This window comes from Sphingomonas folli (assembly GCF_019429525.1).
Lineage (GTDB): Bacteria > Pseudomonadota > Alphaproteobacteria > Sphingomonadales > Sphingomonadaceae > Sphingomonas > Sphingomonas folii.
Genome location: NZ_JAHXZL010000001.1, coordinates 421,450 through 437,601 on the forward strand (window position 1 = coordinate 421,450; position 16,152 = coordinate 437,601).

Genomic DNA, 16,152 nt, shown 5'->3' on the forward strand with positions numbered 1-16,152 from the left:
GTCTCCTCTCGGCGTCTCCGCGCCTCCGCGTGAACCATCCGTTCCAAGCGACTCCGACACGAGAAGGCCCCCGCCGGATCGCTCCGACGAGGGCCTTCTCGCGTCAGCCGCTTACCGCCTCAGGCGAACAGCTTCGCCCAGGCGCGCGTCGGGCGGTCCTTCCACAGCCCGCGGTGGTAGGCGTCGGACGCGAGCAGCGGCATCACCGAGCCGGCCTCGGCGAACACCATCTGCTCGATGCCGGTGTTGACCTTGCCCCAGCTCGCCGCCTCCTGCAGCGTCGACGACGAGCAGGCGCCGTCGCGCACGTCCGCGACGGTGATCTGCACCGCATATTTGTGCACCGCGACGTCCTCGTGGCCGAGGATCTCGGCGCACACCACGGTGTCCTGGATGAAGTTCTTCGGCACGCCGCCGCCGATCATCAGCAGGCCGGTGGTGCCCGCCTTGATCTTGATCTCGGTGAGCTCGCGGAAATCCGCCACCGCGTCGATCATCAGATAGGGCTTGCCCGCCTTGGCCGAGTCGACCTGGTGCTTGACCAGCCCGAAGCCCGCCGAGGAGTCGACGAACGCCGGGCAGAAGATCGGCACGTCATGCTCATAGGCGAGCTTGACCAGGCTGTTCTCCTTCTTGCCGTGCTCGACGAGATACTTGCCCATCTCGCGGATGAAGGCGCGACTGGAATAGGCCTTGGGCTCCAGCGACTCCGCGATCTCGAAGATCGTGTGGTCGACGTTCTGGAGCGCCTCCTCGTCGATGTACGTGTCGTAGATCCGGTCGATATAGAGCGATCGCAGCGTGTCGTCGTCGGGGATCTCGAGCGCCTGATAGTGTTTGTGGCCGAGGCCCTCGAAGAAATCCATGTCGACGATGGTCGCGCCGGTGGCGACGATCACGTCGACCATGTTGTTGCGCACCAGCTCGGCGTACAGGTCCATGCAGCCGCCGGCCGAGGTCGAGCCGGCGATCACCAGGCACACCGTGCAGTCCTTATCGGCCAGCATCTGGTTGTAGATCTTGGTGGCGCGGCCGAGATCGCGGCTGGTGAAGCTCATGTCGCTCATCGCGTCGACGATCGGGCGCGCGTCGAAGCTCTTGATGTCGACGTGCTTGACCTGCTTCGACAGCAGCTCCGCCTTGCGCGTGTCGTTGATCTTCGCCTGGTCGTCCGAGGTGGCGAGGGTGTCGGTCATGGGGTGCTCCCACTGTGGTATTGCACGTCGTTCACGGGGACGCGGAAACCCATCTGGCGGCGGCGCGCCGCTGCGCACCGCCGCCAAGGTCCTGAAGTCGTAAGGTTACAGCTTAACGACGTTGCTCGCGACCGCGGGTTCCACCACGGTGTAGAGCGACTCCATCGGCTCGTCGGTCGCGATCACCGTCTCGTCCGAGCCGAAGCCGTTGAACGCGGTGCGCATCGCCGCGCCATAGGCGCCCAGCATGCCGACCTCGACATAGTCGCCGACCGCGATGTCCGCCGGGAGCGGGAAGGGGCCGGGCATATGGTCGAGGTCGTCGCAGGTCGGACCCCAGAAGCTGAACGGATGATCGCGGACGGTCGACTCCGGCTCGCGCAGCAGCGCGACCGGGTAGCGCCAGCCGATGTGCGCCGCGTCGAACAAAGCGCCATAGGCGCCGTCGTTGATGTACAGCTCCTCGCCGCGGCGCCGCTCCACCCGCACCACCACCGAGCTGTACTCGGCGCAGAGCGCGCGACCCGGCTCGGCCCAGAGCTCGGCCGAATAGCTGATCGGCAGGCTCTCGAACGCGCGGTGGATCGTCTCGAAATAGCGCTCCAGCGGCGGCGGGGTCATGCCCGGATAGGCCGAGGGAAAGCCGCCGCCGACGTCGATGACGTCGACCGTCACCGCCGCGCCGACGATCGCCTGGCGCACGCGCTCCATCGCGTTGGCATAGGCGTCGGGCGTCATCGCCTGCGAGCCGACGTGGAAGCAGATGCCGAGCGCGTCCGCCACCTGGCGGGTCGCCAGCAGCAGCTCGCGCGACTCATCCGGCGCCACGCCGAACTTCGACGCGAGGCTGAGCTTGGAATGCTCCGACGAGACGCGCAGCCGCACGCACAGCGTGAGGTCCGCCGCGCCGCGGGTGGCGCGCACGATCTTCGCCAGCTCTTCCATGCTGTCGAGCGAGAAGGTGCGGACGCCGTGCGTGAAATACGCCTCGGCGATGGCCTCCTCGGCCTTCACCGGGTGCATGAAGCACAGCGTCGCCTGCGGCAGCGTGCGCGCGACCAGCCGCACCTCGGCGATCGAGGCGACGTCGTACGTTGTCACGCCGTTGTCATACAGCGTGCGTAGCAGCTCCGGGCTCGGGTTCGCCTTGACCGCATACATGGTCCGGCCCGGGAACTTCTCCGTGAAGAAGCGGGCGGCCCGCGCCGCGGCGTGCGGACGAACGATCGTCACCGGTTGGACCGGGTGACGGGCGGCGATGTCGATGGCCCCGGCGACGGAATCGGCGGGGACGGTCGAGAGGGGCGCTAGCCCCAGCGCGCGATGATGCTGGTGCAACTCAAGGGACCTCCAATTGCCTTGCGGCATACGGTGACAAAAAGCTGCCTTGCGGTTGGAAGTCCCATGGGGCAGCGGAGGCGCGAATTAGGATCGCCGTGTCGCCTTGTAAAGTGGTTCGGTGGACGAAAGGTTCAAATGTGACTCTTTTGCGACAGCCGACCCGGGCGGGGGTGCGAGACGCCGCCGCCAAGATCGCCGCCATCCTCCCGCCCACCCCTATTTTCGTGCGTGAAATCAACGGGATAGATGTGGCGCTGAAGGCGGAGTCACTGCAGCCGATCGGCGCCTTCAAGGTGCGCGGCGCGTGGCATCGACTGACCGCTTTTGACGACGAAGCGAGACGCAGGGGCGTCGTGGCGTTCTCCTCGGGCAATCACGCGCAGGGTATCGCCTGGGCGGCGCGCCGGCTCGGCATCGCCGCGACGATCGTGATGCCCGCGGACGCGCCCCGCGCCAAACGCGAGTCGACGCTCGCGCTCGGCGCCGAGGTGGTCGACTATGACCGCGCCACGCAGAGCCGCGAGGTGATCGCGGCTCGGCTCGCCGAGGCGCGCGGCGCCACCCTGGTGCCCAGCTTCGACGATCCCTGGGTGATCGAGGGGCAGGGCAGCGCGGGGGTCGAGGCGGCGCGTCAGCTCGAGTCGCTCGGCCTGCCCGCGCCGCGGCGCGTGGTGGTGCCGTGCGGCGGCGGCGGGCTGGCGGCGGGGCTCGCGCTGGCGCTGCCCGACGCGGCGATCACCGTGGTCGAGCCCGAGGGATGGGACGACATGCGCCGCAGCCTCGAGGCGAGCTGGATCGAGCCGGTCGGTGCCAACCCGCCGCCCACCGCCTGCGACTCGCTCCAGACCCGGCAGGTGTCGCCGCTGACCTTCGACGTGCTGTCGCGGCGCGACGCCAGCGGGGTGGCGGTGAGCGAGCGCGAGGTGCGCGACGCGCAGCGCTGGGCGGCGGCGCAGCTGCGGCTGGTGATCGAGCCCGGCGGCGCGGTGGCGCTGGCGGCGCTGCTCGCCGGCCGGGTCGCGGCCGAGCCGGGGACGCTCGCGATCCTGTCGGGCGGCAACGTCGACGCCGAGGCCTATGCCGCGGTGCTCGCCGGCGAGCGGGTCGAGGTAGCGGCGCCGCGTGAGTCGGTCGAGCCGGCATGACCCCCGCGTTCGGCAGCATCGCCGCGGCCGCGCCGGCGCTGGCGATGCTGGGTGCGCTCGCGTGCCTGGTCGGCGGGGGCTATCTGATCGCGAGCCGGCGCGACCGCATCAAGGGCGCGCTGATGCTGGTGATGGCCGCGGTGCTGGTCGGCAACGTGCTGATCTGGGTGGCGTGAGCGCGGCGGTGCGGCGCGAACGTCGCGAAGGTTGAGTCGCCGCGCGTCGGAGCGCTGGCCGACGGTTGGCTCGGTCAGGGGTGAGCTGAGACCGGGCCGCATCGGCGCCGCTCACCGCCACCGCGGTGGCGTAGGACAGCGCTGACGCACACCCCAGATCCTCCCCGCTCGCGGGGAGGGGGACCGCCGGCCGCAGGCCGGTGGTGGAGGGGGCTCTCCACGAGCGCAGCACCTGCGGAAGCTCCCCTCCACCATGCCGCGCATGGTCCCCCTACCCGCCAGGCGGGGAGGAGCTTGGCGGCACCCTCACTTGATCGGCGAGTTCGGGTCCAGCCGCATGTCGAGGTAATTGTCGACCGAGCGCATCAGGTCGTCCATCTCGTGCTCGAAGAAATGGTTGGCGCGCGGGATCACGTCGTGGTGGATCGTGATGTGCTTCTGCGTGCGCAGCTTGTCGACCAGCTTCTGCGAGGCGAGCGGCGTCACCACCTCGTCCTCGGCGCCCTGGATGATGATGCCCGACGAGGGGCAGGGCGCCAGGAAGCTGAAGTCGAACATGTTGGCCGGCGGCGCGATCGAGATGAAGCCGCGGATCTCGGGCCGGCGCATCAGCAGCTGCATGCCGATCCACGCGCCGAACCCGAAGCCCGCCACCCAGGTGGTCTGCGCCTCGGCGTGGAAGCTCTGCACCCAGTCGAGCGCGGCGGCCGCGTCGGACAGCTCGCCGACGCCGTTGTCGAACACGCCCTGGCTCTTGCCGACGCCGCGGAAGTTGAAGCGCAGCGTGGCGAAGCCGCGGCGCTGGAAGGTCTTGTAGAGCTCCTGCACGATGCGGTTGTTCATCGTGCCGCCCGCGTTGGGGTGCGGGTGGAGGATCATCGCGACGGGGGCGCGCGGGCGGGGCGCAGGGGCGAAACGGCCCTCGATGCGGCCTTCGGGTCCGGGAAAGATGACTTCGGGCATGGTCACTCGTCTGGAGGCCGGGCGTTGGGCCCGGCGAGAAGCGCGCTATATAGGCCGCGCGCCCGATAATGGAACGATTGGTTGACCGACCCCCTGTCCCCGCCCGACGCGTCTCCCCCGGATGAGCCGGTGTACCTCGATCACGCCGCGACCGCGCCGCTGACCCCCGGCGCACGCGCGGCGACGGTCGAGGGGCTGGCGCGCTGGGCCAACCCGTCCTCGCCGCACGCCGCCGGCCGCGCCGCGCGCGCCGCGCTGGAGCGCGCGCGCGGCGCGGTGGCCGCCGCTCACGGCTGGCGGCACGAGACGTTGTTCACCAGCGGCGCCAGCGAGTCGCTCGCGATCGCGCTGGGCCGCGCGGTGGCGTCGCGACGGGTGGTGAGCGCGGTCGAGCATGACGCGGCGCTGCGCGCGGCGGGCGCGGCCGAGGTGCTGCCGGTCGACTCGCTCGGCCGAGTCGACCCGTCGCGCATCGGCGACGTCGCGGACGCGGTGGTCGCGGTGCAATGGTGCAACAGCGAGACCGGGGTGCGCCAGCCGATCGCCGCGATCGCCGAGGCGGTGCACGCGCGCGGCGGCATCCTGCTGGTCGACGCGGCGCAGATGCCCGCCTCGGACTCGCTCGCGGCGCACGCCGATTTGGTCGCGCTGTCGGCGCACAAGCGCGGCGGCCCGCCGGGGATCGGGGCGCTGCTGGTGCGCGACCTCGCGCTGCTCCACCCGAGCGGCGGGCAGGAGCGCGGCTATCGTCCCGGCACCGAGAATCTGCCTGGCGCGCTCGGCTATGCCGCCGCGCTGGATGAGGTCGAGCCTGACCACGCCGAGCTGCGCGCGCACCTCGACGACCTGATCCGCCGCTCGGGCGGCGAGATCGTCGGCGAGCGCGCCGAGCGGCATCCCGCGATCGGCGCCTATCGCATGCCCGGCGTCGCCGCGGCGGCGCAGCTGATCCGCTTCGACCTCGACCGGATCGCGGTCTCCGCCGGCAGCGCCTGCGCCAGCGGCAGCCTCAAGCCCAGTCACGTGCTGCGCGCCATGGGCTGGGGCGAGGAGGCCGCGCGGGAGGTGGTGCGCGTGAGCTTCGGCCGCACGACGACGGTGGCCGAGGTCGAGCGCTTCGCCGCCGCCTGGCGCGCGGTGGCGCGGACGCGGCGGTTCGCGGCATGATCTATCTCGACTATCAGGCGACCACCCCGCTCGCGCCGGAGGCGCTCGACGCGATGCTGCCGTGGCTGCGCGACCAGCACGCCAACCCGCACTCGCCGCACCGGCCCGGCCGCGCCGCGCGCGCCGCGGTGGAGCTGGCGCGCGACCGCGTCGCGGCGCTGCTGCCCCGGGGCGGGCGGGTCGCCTTCACGGGCGGCGCGACCGAGGCGCTCAACTGGGGGATCAAGGGCGCGCCGCCGGGCCGCGTGGTGACGGTCGCGACCGAGCACGCCGCGGTGCTCGACAGCGTCGCGGCGCGGGGCGACTCGATCGTGCTGCCGGTCGGGCGCGACGGGCTGGTCGACCTCGCCGCGGCCGAGCGCGCGATCGTGCCCGGCGTCGCGCTGGTGGCCGCCATGGTGGTGAACAACGAGATCGGCGTGATCCAGCCGCTGGGCGCCCTGGCGACGTTGGCGAAGCGCGCGGGCGCGCTGCTGCTGTGCGACGCGGTGCAGGGCTATGGCCGAGTCGCGATCCCCGACGCCGCCGATCTGGTCGCGGTCTCGGCGCATAAGGTCCACGGGCCGAAAGGCATCGGCGCTCTGTGGATCCGCGACGGCGTGACGCCCGCGCCGCTGCTCCACGGCGGCGATCAGGAAGGGGGCCGCTCGGGCACGCTCTCGCCCGCCCTGTGCGCCGGCTTCGGCGCCGCGGCGCTGCTGCTCGCCGAGCGGCGCGACGCCGACGCCGCGCATGTCGAGCGGCTGTGGCAGGTGGCACGCGAGCGGCTCTCCGGCTGGACGGTCAACGGCCGCACCGACGCGCGCTACCGCGGCAACCTCAGCGTGCGCCGCGACGGCGTGGACGTGGCGCGGCTGATGAGCGACGTGCGCGACGTCGCTTTCTCGGCGGGCTCGGCCTGCGCGAGCGGGTCGGGTCGGAGCAGCCACGTCCTGCGCGCGCTGGGGCTGAGCGAGGGGGAAGCGCGGGCCACCATCCGGCTCGGCTTCGGCCGCTACACGCGCGCGGAGGAGCTCGTCGACGCGCTCGACCGGCTCGACGCCGCGGCGCGCGCGCAGCGGATCGCCGCGTGAGGGTGCGGTTCGGCGAGGGCGCCGCGCTGCGCGAGGTCGAGGCGCTGCCGGGCGAGCGGCTGCTCGACGTGGCGCGGCGCGATGGCCAGCCGCTGGAGGGGACGTGCAACGGCGAGCTGGCCTGCGCGACCTGCCATGTCATCGTCGCGGCGGAGGATTTCGACCGGCTGCCCCCCGCGAGCGAGGAGGAGGAGGACATGCTCGACCTCGCGCCCGGCGCGCGGCGGACCAGCCGGCTCGCCTGCCAGATCGTGCTGACGCCGGCGCTCGACAAGCTTTCCGTATGCTTACCAGGGGGTTCAGGATAGATGCAGCGCCGCTCCGCGATAGTCCTCGGACAGGGACATGTGAGGAGTGTTGCACATGAAGTGGATGACTCTGGGACTCGCCGGCGTGCTCGCGGCGAGCTCTCTGGCGCCGGCCGCGGCGGAGGCGCAGCGCTGGCGCGACGATCGCGGCTGGCACGATGACGGGCGCCATCGCGGCTGGGATCGCCACGACCGCCGCTGGGACCGCGACCGTCGCTGGCGCGACGACCGCCACTGGCGCGGCGACGGCCGGCGCTACGGCTGGAACGGCTATGGCCGCGACCGCGGCTGGGACCGCGGCCGCACCGTCTGCCGCTGGCAGGACGGCCGCTACGGCCCGGTGAAGCGCTGTTTCCGCGTGCGCGGCTGACCCGGGCTTGATCGCGCCGCCCGGCTCCGCCATATGGCGCGCGGGAGTCGGGCGGACGTGGTCGTCGCCAACCTGGTCAGGTCCTGACGGAAGCAGCCACAACGATTTCGCCGCGGGTCGTTCCGGCTCCCACCGCGCTGCCGCCGAGAGGGTCGCCGCTGGCTGACGGGCGGCGGGCGCGTCCGGCGGCGCCGTGGCGCTTGTTCCCGCGATCACCCCGTCTCCAGCGTCATCCTGAGCTTGTCTCAGGATCCACCGTGCCGCGACAGCTATGGTGCCGTAGAGGCTGATCCATCTGATGTGAACCAGCGGGTGCTCCTGCGGATGCAGGAACCTAGTGTCATGAGACTCTTGCCTGTGGCCCTGGGCTCTGGCGTTCGCCGGAGCACGGATCAATGGAGGTGGATCAGGCACTAGACCGCCGGAGAAGCGGCGTCTTCGAAGACATTGCAGACTTCGTCATCCCGGCCTCGAGCCGGGGTTCAGGCGCCCTAGGAGCCGCGCGCGGCACCATGGATCCCGGGTCAAGCTCGGATGACAAAAACGTGTGAAAGGTCCCGGACGAAGGCGGCGTGGGAAGCGTGTAAAATCGACGGCAGGGCAGGCGCCGCAGTCGTAGGGGCCGCGGTGCCGTGGATCCTGAGACGAGCTCAGGATGACGCCGGCCGGTGAGGGCGACACGCCGGCGGGTGAGGGCGACACCTCGGCCGGTGGCGGGCGACACGCCGTCGGTTGGGGGCGATACCTCGGCGGGCGGGGGCGACGAGTCGCCGCGCCGCACCCGCATCCTTCGACAAGCGCGCGCCCGCGCCCTATATCCTGCGGCGATGGCCGAATCCCTCGATCTCGAGACCCCGCCGCCGCCAGCGGGCGCGCAGCCCTATCGCGTGCTCGCGCGCAAGTACCGGCCGCAGTCGTTCACCGCGCTGATCGGCCAGGACGCGATGGTGCAGACCCTCGCCAACGCGATCAGGCGCGACCGGATCGCGCACGCCTTCCTGCTCACCGGGGTGCGCGGCGTCGGCAAGACCTCGACCGCGCGGCTGATCGCCAAGGCGCTCAACTGCGTCGGCCCGGACGGGCAGGGCGGGCCGACGATCGACCCGTGCGGCGTATGCGAGCCGTGCCGGGCGATCGCCGAGGGCCGCCACATCGACGTGATCGAGATGGACGCCGCCAGTCATACCGGCATCGACGACGTGCGCGAGATCATCGAGGCGTCGCGCTACGCCGCCGTGTCGGCGCGCTACAAGATCTACATCGTCGACGAGGTCCATATGCTGTCGAAGGCGGCCTTCAACGGGCTGCTGAAGACGCTCGAGGAGCCGCCCGCGCACGTGAAGTTCCTGTTCGCCACCACCGAGGTGAACAAGGTGCCGGTAACGGTGCTGTCGCGCTGCCAGCGCTTCGACCTGCGCCGCATCCCCGCCGGTCTGCTCGCCGAGCATTTCGCGCGCGTCGTCGAGGCCGAGGGCGCGCGGGCGGAACCCGAGGCGCTGGCGCTGATCGCGCGTGCCGCGGAGGGCTCGGCGCGCGACGGCCTGTCGATCCTCGACCAAGCGATCGCGCACGCCGATCTCGCCGGCGGCGGGGTGAGCGCCGACGCGGTGCGCGAGATGCTCGGCCTGTCCGACCGCGGCGCGGTGCGCGACCTGCTGGGGATGGTGCTGGCGGGGGACTCGCCAGGGGCGCTCGCCGCGCTGCGTCGCCAATATGATCTCGGGGTCGACCCGCTCGGCGTGATCCGCGCGCTGCTCGAGGCGGTGCACGGCGTCACCCAGGTGAAGGTCGGCGCGCCCGACGACCCGGCGCAGCCCGCCGAGGAGCGCGCCGCCTATCGCGATTGGGCGGACAAGCTCTCCTTCCCGCTGCTCCACCGACTGTGGCAGCTGTTCCTCAAGGGGCACGAGGAGGTGCAGCGCGCCGCGCTGCCGATCGAGACCGCCGAGATGGCGCTGCTGCGCGCGATCCACGCCTCGACGCTGCCCGATCCCGGTGAGCTGGCGCGGCGGCTGGCGGCCGGGACGATGCCGGCGCCCGCCGCCGCGGCCCCGCCTCCGCCGCCCGCGCCGCCGTCCCCGGCGGATCGCGTGCCGAGCGAGTTCGCGGGCGTGCTCGCGCTGCTCGACGAGCTCAACAAGCTCGAGCTGCTCGTCCGGCTGAAGCGCGGTGCCAGTCTGGTCCGCTACGCCCCGCCCGAGATCGTGCTGAGCGGCGCGCGCCCGCTCTCCACCGACACGCTGACCGAGCTCGGCGCGGTGCTGCGCGAGGCGACCGGCATGCCGTGGAAGATCGCGGTCGCCGACGCGCCGGGCGCACCCACGATGTTCGAGGCGGAGCAGGACGCGGTGCAGGCGCGCCACGACGCCGCGCGCGCGCACCCGATCGTCGCGGCCGCGTTCGCCGCCTTCCCCGACGCCGAACTGATCGACCCCAAACCAGCCAAGCGGAGTATCACGTGAAGGATCTCAACGACATCCTGGCGATGGCCCAGAACGTCCAGAACGAGCTGCAGAAGGCGCAGGAGAGCCTCGACACGATCGAGGTGGAGGGAGTCGCCGGCGGCGGTCTGGTCAAGGTCCGCGCCTCGGCCAAGGGGCGGATCATCGGCGTCGCGATTGACGACTCGCTGATCGTGCCGTCGGAGAAGCAGATGCTCGAGGACCTCGTCGCCGCCGCGTTCAACGACGCGCGTACCAAGGCGGACGCGGTCTCCTCGACCGAGATGTCCAAGATGACCAGCGGCCTGCCGCTGCCGCCGGGGTTCAAGCTGCCGTTCTGAGACCCGACAGGAGGCCGTGCCGCCGGCGGTGATCGTCGGCGCAGGCCTCGGCGACACCGCGGGCGAGGCCGGTGAGGCGAGCGGCTCCGCGGCGCTGAGGGACCTCCTCTCGCCGACGTCATCCTGACCTTGTTTCAGGATCCACGGTGCCGCGCACCTAGGTGCGGAGGCACTCGCGCGACGATGAGTGTCGGACCTTGACCGGGGTGACGCCAGTGACGTGGGAGAGGTCGCGCCCGGGCCGCCGCGCGTCGACTCACCGTAGGCAGGCGTCCAGTCCGTCGCGCCGCACCACACCGACGTAGCGCGCCAGCCGGTCGCCGTGGCGGCGGACGAAGCCGCTCGGGTCGATCGCCGCGCGCTTCTTGGGCAGCGGCAGCACCGCGGCGATCCGCCCCGCCTCGACCGGGGTGAGCCGCTCGGCCGAGTGGCGGAAGTAGCGGATCGACCCGGCCTCGACGCCATAGGTGCCGATGCCCGTCTCCGCGACGTTGAGATAGACTTCCATGATCCGGCGCTTGCCCCAGATCGTCTCGATCAGCAGCGTGAACCAGGCCTCCAGCGCCTTGCGGACATAGCCGCCGCCCTGGAACAGGAAGACGTTCTTGGCGGTCTGCTGGCTGATCGTCGAGCCCCCGCGGATGCGCTTGCCCTCGGCATTGTGCATGGCCGCGCCAGCGATGGCGCGCCAGTCGAAGCCGTGATGGGTGCAGAACCGGCTGTCCTCGCCCGCGATCGCGGCACGCGGCATGTCGGGGTCGATCGCGGCGAGCGGGCGCCACGCCTTGGTGACCCCGCGGCCGGCGACGAGGTCACCCGCCATGGTGAGCGTGAAGGGCACCGGCACGGCCGCGTAGAGCAGCACCCAGGCGACCGACACCAGGACGAAGCCGAGGAGGAGCTTGAGCAGGAGCCGAAAGAGGCGGAACATGCGTCGCTTGGTAGCGGGCGCGGGTGGCGGTGAGAAGGCATGGCGGAGGGCGGTGCCCGCCGGTGGCCCGGCGGCCGATGGTCCGGCCGTCATCGGCTTCCGCGTCTCCGGGACGGCGGATGACGCGCCAGGTCAGCGGTGGGGGGAGCTCGTGGCGCTCAGGTCGTCGCACGGCGCGCGTCCGTGCGCCGGCGGACGCCGGAGCCCAGGGCCGCGAGGGTGACGAGCGGGGACCCGGGCTCCTGCTCGCGCGGGAGCGCGGCCTCTTCGGCGCCCGCCGTCATCGCCGACCGCCGAGCCTCACTCCTCCCCCAGGATCGCCTTCGCCGCCGCCAGGCCCGTCGCATAGGCGCCGTGCGCGGTGGAAAAATCGTGCGGCGAGCAGGCCTCGCCGGCGAAGAAGAGCCGCGAATCCACGGGCGCCGCCAGCACCGCGCGCGCGCCGGCCTGGCCGATCGCGGCGTGCGAGTAGCTGCCGCCGATCCACGGCTCGTGGCGCCAGCGCGTCGCGACGACCGGGTGGAGCCGCGCGCGCCACCCGCTCCCGAGCAGCGCGACCAGCTCGTCGACCACGAAGGCGGCGGCGTCCGATTCCTCGAGCGTGTCGGCGGTCGGGCCGCCGAGGAAGCTCTCGATCAGCGGGTAGCCGAAGGGAGAGAGGCGGTGGCTCGCGGTATCGGCCGAAAAAGGGTTGCCCATCAGGTGCGAGTCCGCGGGCCAGTCGGGCCGGTCGACGCGGAGCATCACCTTGTCCGCGACGCCGAGCGGCAGCCCGGCCGCGGCGTCGAGCTTGTCGGGCAGCGGCGGGTCGAAGACGATCGCGCCGCGCGCCAGCACCGGCGTGGGGACGGCGATCACGACCGCCGCGGTCTCGATCGTCCCGCCCGCGCACGCGACTCGGACGCGTGCGCCGCGATGGTCGACCCGGGTCACCGCGCTGCCGAGGCGCACCGGCAGGTCGCGCGCGTGGTCGGCGATCAGCGTGCCATAGCCCTCGCGCACCGCCCAATTATCGTCGGTCGCGGCATCCTCATAGGCGAGCCAGTCGTGGAGCGACACGTCGTCGATCGCGGCACCGTTGGCGAAGCGCGAGATCGCGTCGAGCAGCGGGCGCCAGCGGTCGTCGCGCGGGACCACCGCGCCGAGCGCGCGGTCGGGCGCGTCGGCGAGCGCGCGCGCGGCGTCGGTCATCCGCTCGCGCGCGGCGTTGGCGGCGCGGTGATCGGCGCGCGCGAAGCCGAGGTCGCGCCACTGCTCGCCCCAGCGCGCGGTGTCGGTGGCGACGGAGAAGCCGCGCGCGCGGGCGATCGCCGCCCAGGGATTGCGCCCGGCGGAGTGGAGCCAGCCGCAGCCGAGATCGACGGTGGCGGCATCGATGGTGAGGCTGCGCGCGCGCCCGCCGAGCCGGTCGCCGGCCTCGAGCAGCAGGACGTCGCGCCCGGCGTCGTGCAGGTGGCGTGCCGCGGCGATGCCGGCGGCCCCGCCGCCGACGATCACCGCGTCCGCGCCCGATCCCACGTCAGGCGGTCAGCAGTCGCTTCTCGCCCGCCAGCCGCATCATCGCGCGCTGCAGCTTCTCGAACGCGCGCACCTCGATCTGGCGGACGCGCTCGCGGCTGACGCCATAGACCTGGCTCAGCTCCTCCAGCGTCTTGGGATCGTCGGTCAGGCGCCGCTCGGTGAGGATGTGCTTCTCGCGGTCGTTGAGGTCGGCCATCGCGTTCACCAGCATGTCGTGGCGGACGTCGGCCTCCTGCTGGTCGGCGACGATCTTGTCCTGCAGCGGCGCGTCGTCCTGCAGCCAGTCCTGCCACTGGCCCTCGCCGTCCTCGCGCATCGAGACGTTGAGCGAGGTGTCGCCGCCCATCGCCATGCGCCGGTTCATGCTGACCACGTCGGCCTCGGTCACCCCCAGGTCGGTGGCGATCTTCTGCACGTCCTCGGGGCGCAGGTCGCCGTCCTCGAAGGCGTCGAGCCGCGCCTTCATGCGGCGCAGGTTGAAGAACAATTTCTTCTGCGCCGCGGTGGTGCCCATCTTCACCAGGCTCCACGACCGCAGGATGAATTCCTGGATCGAGGCGCGGATCCACCACATCGCATAGGTGGCGAGGCGGAAGCCGCGGTCGGGCTCGAACTTCTTCACGCCCTGCATCAGGCCGATATTGCCCTCGGAGATCAGCTCGCTGACGGGTAGGCCGTAGCCGCGATAGCCCATCGCGATCTTGGCGACGAGGCGCAGGTGGCTGGTGACCAGCTGCGCCGCCGCCTCGGTGTCGCCGTGCTCCTGGAAGCGCTTGGCGAGCATATATTCCTGCTCGGGCGCCAGGATCGGGAATTTCTTGATCTCGGCGAGATAGCGGTTGAGGCTCTGCTCCCCGCCGAGCGCAGGGATCGTCGCCGGGACGTTGCTGCGTGCTGCCATGATCCTTGATCTCCCTTCCTGGCGGGAAGCGCGGCGGTGACCGGACGAGTGCCGGGCGGTGCGCGCTTCGAGCCTATACGACGAGGTGACTGAACAGTTCCTGCATGTCCCGCGGCATCGCACTGTCGAACGACAGCGTGGCACCGGTGATCGGGTGGATGAACCCGAGGCGGGCGGCGTGCAAGGCCTGGCGACGGAAACCGAGCGTTTCGATCACGCCGCGATGTGCCTGTTTCGTTCTACCATAGACCGGGTCGCCCAGCAAGGCGTGGCCGAGCGACGCCATGTGCACGCGGACCTGATGGGTCCGCCCGGTCTCGAGCCGGCACTCGACCAGCGCGGCCTCGCGCAGCGGCTGGAGCAACGCGTAGTGGGTGACCGCGCGCTTGCCGCCCGCGACGACCGCCACCTTCTTGCGGTTGGCGGCGGAGCGCGCCAGCGGCGCGTCGACGCTGCCCGCCGCCGGCACGGGCCGCCCGTTGACGATCGCGCGGTAGCGCCGGTCGATCGTGTGCGCGGCGAACTGCTTGGCGAGCCCCTCGTGCGCGCGGTCGGTCTTGGCCGCGACCATCAGGCCCGACGTGTCCTTGTCGATGCGATGGACGATCCCCGGCCGCGCCACGCCGCCGATCCCCGACAGCGAGCCGCCGCAATGGTGCAGCAGCGCGTTGACCAGCGTGCCGTCGAGATTGCCCGCGGCGGGGTGGACCACCAGCCCGGCGGGCTTGTCGACGACGATGAGGTGCTCGTCCTCATAGGCGACGACGAGAGGGATGTCCTGCGCCTCGTTGTGCGCCGGGGCGGGCGCGGGGACCGCGACCGCATAGGCCTCACCCGCGCGCGACTTGCGCGACGGGTCGCGCACCGCCGCGCCGTCCTGCGTCACCTGGCCCGCGTTGATCAGCACCTTGAGCCGCTCGCGCGACAGCGTCGGCACCGCCTCGGCGAGCGCGCGATCGAGCCGCCAGCCGTCGGCCGTGGGCGCGATCGTCGCGGTGATAGTGGAAACCCCCCGATCCATCGGTCCATGCTATGTGGCGACGATGATCGAGATTTCAATCCGGCTGCGTGACGAACTCGTGGCCGCCGCGGCCGCCAGCGCGGACGAGGTGTGCGGCCTGCTGCTCGGTCGCGGCGCGCGAGTGGAGCGCGCGCTGCCGTGCCGCAACGTCGCGGCGACGCCGGCGACCCGCTTCGAGCTCGACCCCGCCGCGCTGCTCGCCGCGCACCGCGCGGCGAGGGCGGGCGGGGCGGCGGTGCTCGGTCACTATCACTCGCACCCCAGCGGCGACGCGCGGCCCTCGCCGCGCGACGCCGCCGACGCCGCGCCCGACGACAGCCTGTGGCTGATCGTGGCGGGCGGGGCGGTGACGGCGTGGCGCGCGGTGGCCGACGGCGCGCTCCACGGCCGCTTCGACGCGGTGGCGATGCGCGACGGCGGTTGCGAAGCCGGCGGCGACCCGCCACAAGGCGGCGCCACCCGCGCGGAGTAATCCCCCGACATGACGATCAGCCCGGTCGACTTCGCCTCTCTGCTGTGCTCGCGCCTGTGCCACGACCTGTTGTCGCCGGTCGGGGCGCTCAACAACGGGCTGGAGTTGCTCAACGACGAGACCGATCCCGAGATGCGCGCGCGCTGCCTCGAGCTGCTCAACGAGAGCGCGCGGGTCTCCGCGAACAAGCTCAAGTTCTTCCGGCTGGCGTTCGGCGCCGCGGGCGGGTTCGGCGAGCGCGTCGACGTGCGCGAGGCGCGCCAGGCGGTGGAGGGGCTGCTCGGCGACAACAAGCGGCTCCAGCTGCAGTGGCTGATCGCCGAGCCCGAGCTGCCCAAGGCGGCGGTGAAGGTGCTGCTCAACCTCGCGCTGATCGCGGGCGACACGCTGGTGCGCGGCGGCACGGTGACGATCGGGGTGGAGGAGAGCGCCGAGACCACCGAGATCGTGCTGCGCGCCGAGGGGCCGCGGCTGGTGCTCGACCCCGAGTTGCGCGCGACGCTGACCGACGGCGCGAACGGCGCGGCGATCACCCCGCGCGCCGCGGCGGCGTTCCTGGTCAACACGATCGCGGCCGAGGCCGGCGGCTCGGTGATGGTGAGCGACGCGGTCGACGGGACGTTGCTGTTCGGCGCGGCGCTGCCGAATAGGTAGACGGCGGCCCTGCTGCTCAGACCGGTGAGTTCTGCCACCAAGTCGTTGTGCCGACGAGTGGATCAACTGGCCCGCGACGGCGCTGCCAGAACAACGCGCGAACATTCGTCGCCCTAGAATGATCCTGCATC

Annotated in this window: 17 protein-coding genes and 1 other RNA gene; 11 read left to right on the forward strand and 7 right to left on the reverse strand. The window is 72.0% G+C overall.

Annotated elements, in window-relative coordinates:
* Nucleotides 1-119: 119 nt before the first annotated feature.
* The gene (locus KZ813_RS01945) at nucleotides 120-1,196 is read right to left on the reverse strand and encodes a 1,9-bis(guanidino)-5-aza-nonane synthase (protein WP_219753280.1); all 1,077 of its coding nucleotides are present in this window, start codon (nucleotides 1,194-1,196) and stop codon (nucleotides 120-122) included.
* Between the two features lie 105 nt (nucleotides 1,197-1,301).
* Nucleotides 1,302-2,534 carry a type III PLP-dependent enzyme gene (locus KZ813_RS01950; RefSeq protein WP_219753281.1) on the reverse strand — a complete coding sequence of 411 codons (1,233 nt, stop codon included), beginning with the start codon at nucleotides 2,532-2,534 and terminating at the stop codon, nucleotides 1,302-1,304.
* Nucleotides 2,535-2,707: 173 nt separating this feature from the next.
* Between KZ813_RS01950 and KZ813_RS01955 the strand changes: the two genes are divergently transcribed.
* Both KZ813_RS01955 and KZ813_RS01960 read left to right on the forward strand, forming a co-directional pair.
* The gene (locus KZ813_RS01955) at nucleotides 2,708-3,682 is read left to right on the forward strand and encodes a threonine ammonia-lyase (RefSeq protein WP_308461761.1); all 975 of its coding nucleotides are present in this window, start codon (nucleotides 2,708-2,710) and stop codon (nucleotides 3,680-3,682) included.
* Nucleotides 3,679-3,858, forward strand: coding sequence for a hypothetical protein (locus KZ813_RS01960; protein WP_219753420.1), 180 nt, complete (start codon nucleotides 3,679-3,681; stop codon nucleotides 3,856-3,858). Before KZ813_RS01955 ends, KZ813_RS01960 begins: the two co-directional genes overlap by 4 nt.
* Before the next feature lie 306 nt (nucleotides 3,859-4,164).
* Here KZ813_RS01960 and KZ813_RS01965 read toward each other — a convergent pair whose 3' ends face one another.
* Entirely contained in the window at nucleotides 4,165-4,821 is a 657-nt protein-coding gene (locus KZ813_RS01965) for an alpha/beta hydrolase (protein WP_219753283.1), read from the reverse strand.
* 81 nt (nucleotides 4,822-4,902) lie between these two features.
* Here KZ813_RS01965 and KZ813_RS01970 point away from each other — a divergent pair, with 81 nt between their 5' ends.
* The 7 genes from KZ813_RS01970 (at nucleotide 4,903) to KZ813_RS02000 (ending at nucleotide 10,521) form a co-directional block, all read left to right on the forward strand.
* On the forward strand, nucleotides 4,903-5,988 hold the full coding sequence (locus tag KZ813_RS01970; protein ID WP_258046310.1) for a cysteine desulfurase family protein: 1,086 nt from the start codon (nucleotides 4,903-4,905) through the stop codon (nucleotides 5,986-5,988).
* A complete protein-coding gene (locus tag KZ813_RS01975; RefSeq protein WP_219753284.1) occupies nucleotides 5,985-7,061 on the forward strand; it encodes a cysteine desulfurase family protein in 1,077 nt (358 codons plus the stop codon). Before KZ813_RS01970 ends, KZ813_RS01975 begins: the two co-directional genes overlap by 4 nt.
* Nucleotides 7,058-7,369 carry a 2Fe-2S iron-sulfur cluster-binding protein gene (locus KZ813_RS01980; protein ID WP_219753285.1) on the forward strand — a complete coding sequence of 104 codons (312 nt, stop codon included), beginning with the start codon at nucleotides 7,058-7,060 and terminating at the stop codon, nucleotides 7,367-7,369. The genes KZ813_RS01975 and KZ813_RS01980 overlap by 4 nt, the downstream gene beginning before the upstream one ends.
* Nucleotides 7,370-7,424: 55 nt before the next feature.
* Nucleotides 7,425-7,739, forward strand: a complete 315-nt coding sequence (locus KZ813_RS01985) for a hypothetical protein (protein ID WP_219753286.1) — start codon at nucleotides 7,425-7,427, stop codon at nucleotides 7,737-7,739.
* Nucleotides 7,740-7,778: 39 nt separating this feature from the next.
* Nucleotides 7,779-7,876, forward strand: an RNA gene (gene ffs / locus KZ813_RS01990) — signal recognition particle sRNA small type.
* 690 nt (nucleotides 7,877-8,566) lie between these two features.
* A complete protein-coding gene (locus KZ813_RS01995) occupies nucleotides 8,567-10,201 on the forward strand; it encodes a DNA polymerase III subunit gamma/tau (RefSeq protein ID WP_219753287.1) in 1,635 nt (544 codons plus the stop codon).
* Nucleotides 10,198-10,521: a YbaB/EbfC family nucleoid-associated protein gene (locus KZ813_RS02000; RefSeq protein ID WP_132907833.1), complete on the forward strand. Its 324-nt coding sequence runs from the start codon at nucleotides 10,198-10,200 to the stop codon at nucleotides 10,519-10,521. Before KZ813_RS01995 ends, KZ813_RS02000 begins: the two co-directional genes overlap by 4 nt.
* 256 nt (nucleotides 10,522-10,777) lie before the next feature.
* Here the strand turns inward: KZ813_RS02000 and mtgA are convergent, their stop codons facing one another.
* From mtgA to KZ813_RS02020, 4 genes are all read right to left on the reverse strand, one after another.
* Complete coding sequence (gene mtgA / locus KZ813_RS02005) at nucleotides 10,778-11,452, reverse strand: monofunctional biosynthetic peptidoglycan transglycosylase (protein WP_219753288.1); 675 nt, start codon at nucleotides 11,450-11,452, stop codon at nucleotides 10,778-10,780.
* A 300-nt stretch (nucleotides 11,453-11,752) separates the two neighbouring features.
* Nucleotides 11,753-12,970 carry a flavin monoamine oxidase family protein gene (locus tag KZ813_RS02010; RefSeq protein WP_219753289.1) on the reverse strand — a complete coding sequence of 406 codons (1,218 nt, stop codon included), beginning with the start codon at nucleotides 12,968-12,970 and terminating at the stop codon, nucleotides 11,753-11,755.
* A gap of 1 nt (nucleotide 12,971) precedes the next feature.
* Nucleotides 12,972-13,874 carry an RNA polymerase sigma factor RpoH gene (gene rpoH / locus KZ813_RS02015; RefSeq protein ID WP_219753290.1) on the reverse strand — a complete coding sequence of 301 codons (903 nt, stop codon included), beginning with the start codon at nucleotides 13,872-13,874 and terminating at the stop codon, nucleotides 12,972-12,974.
* 73 nt (nucleotides 13,875-13,947) lie between these two features.
* Entirely contained in the window at nucleotides 13,948-14,895 is a 948-nt protein-coding gene (locus tag KZ813_RS02020; RefSeq protein ID WP_219753291.1) for an RluA family pseudouridine synthase, read from the reverse strand.
* Nucleotides 14,896-14,917: 22 nt separating this feature from the next.
* Between KZ813_RS02020 and KZ813_RS02025 the strand changes: the two genes are divergently transcribed.
* A complete protein-coding gene (locus KZ813_RS02025) occupies nucleotides 14,918-15,367 on the forward strand; it encodes a Mov34/MPN/PAD-1 family protein (RefSeq protein ID WP_219753292.1) in 450 nt (149 codons plus the stop codon).
* Nucleotides 15,368-15,376: 9 nt separating this feature from the next.
* Complete coding sequence (locus KZ813_RS02030; protein ID WP_219753293.1) at nucleotides 15,377-16,021, forward strand: histidine phosphotransferase family protein; 645 nt, start codon at nucleotides 15,377-15,379, stop codon at nucleotides 16,019-16,021.
* Nucleotides 16,022-16,152 lie beyond the last annotated feature (131 nt).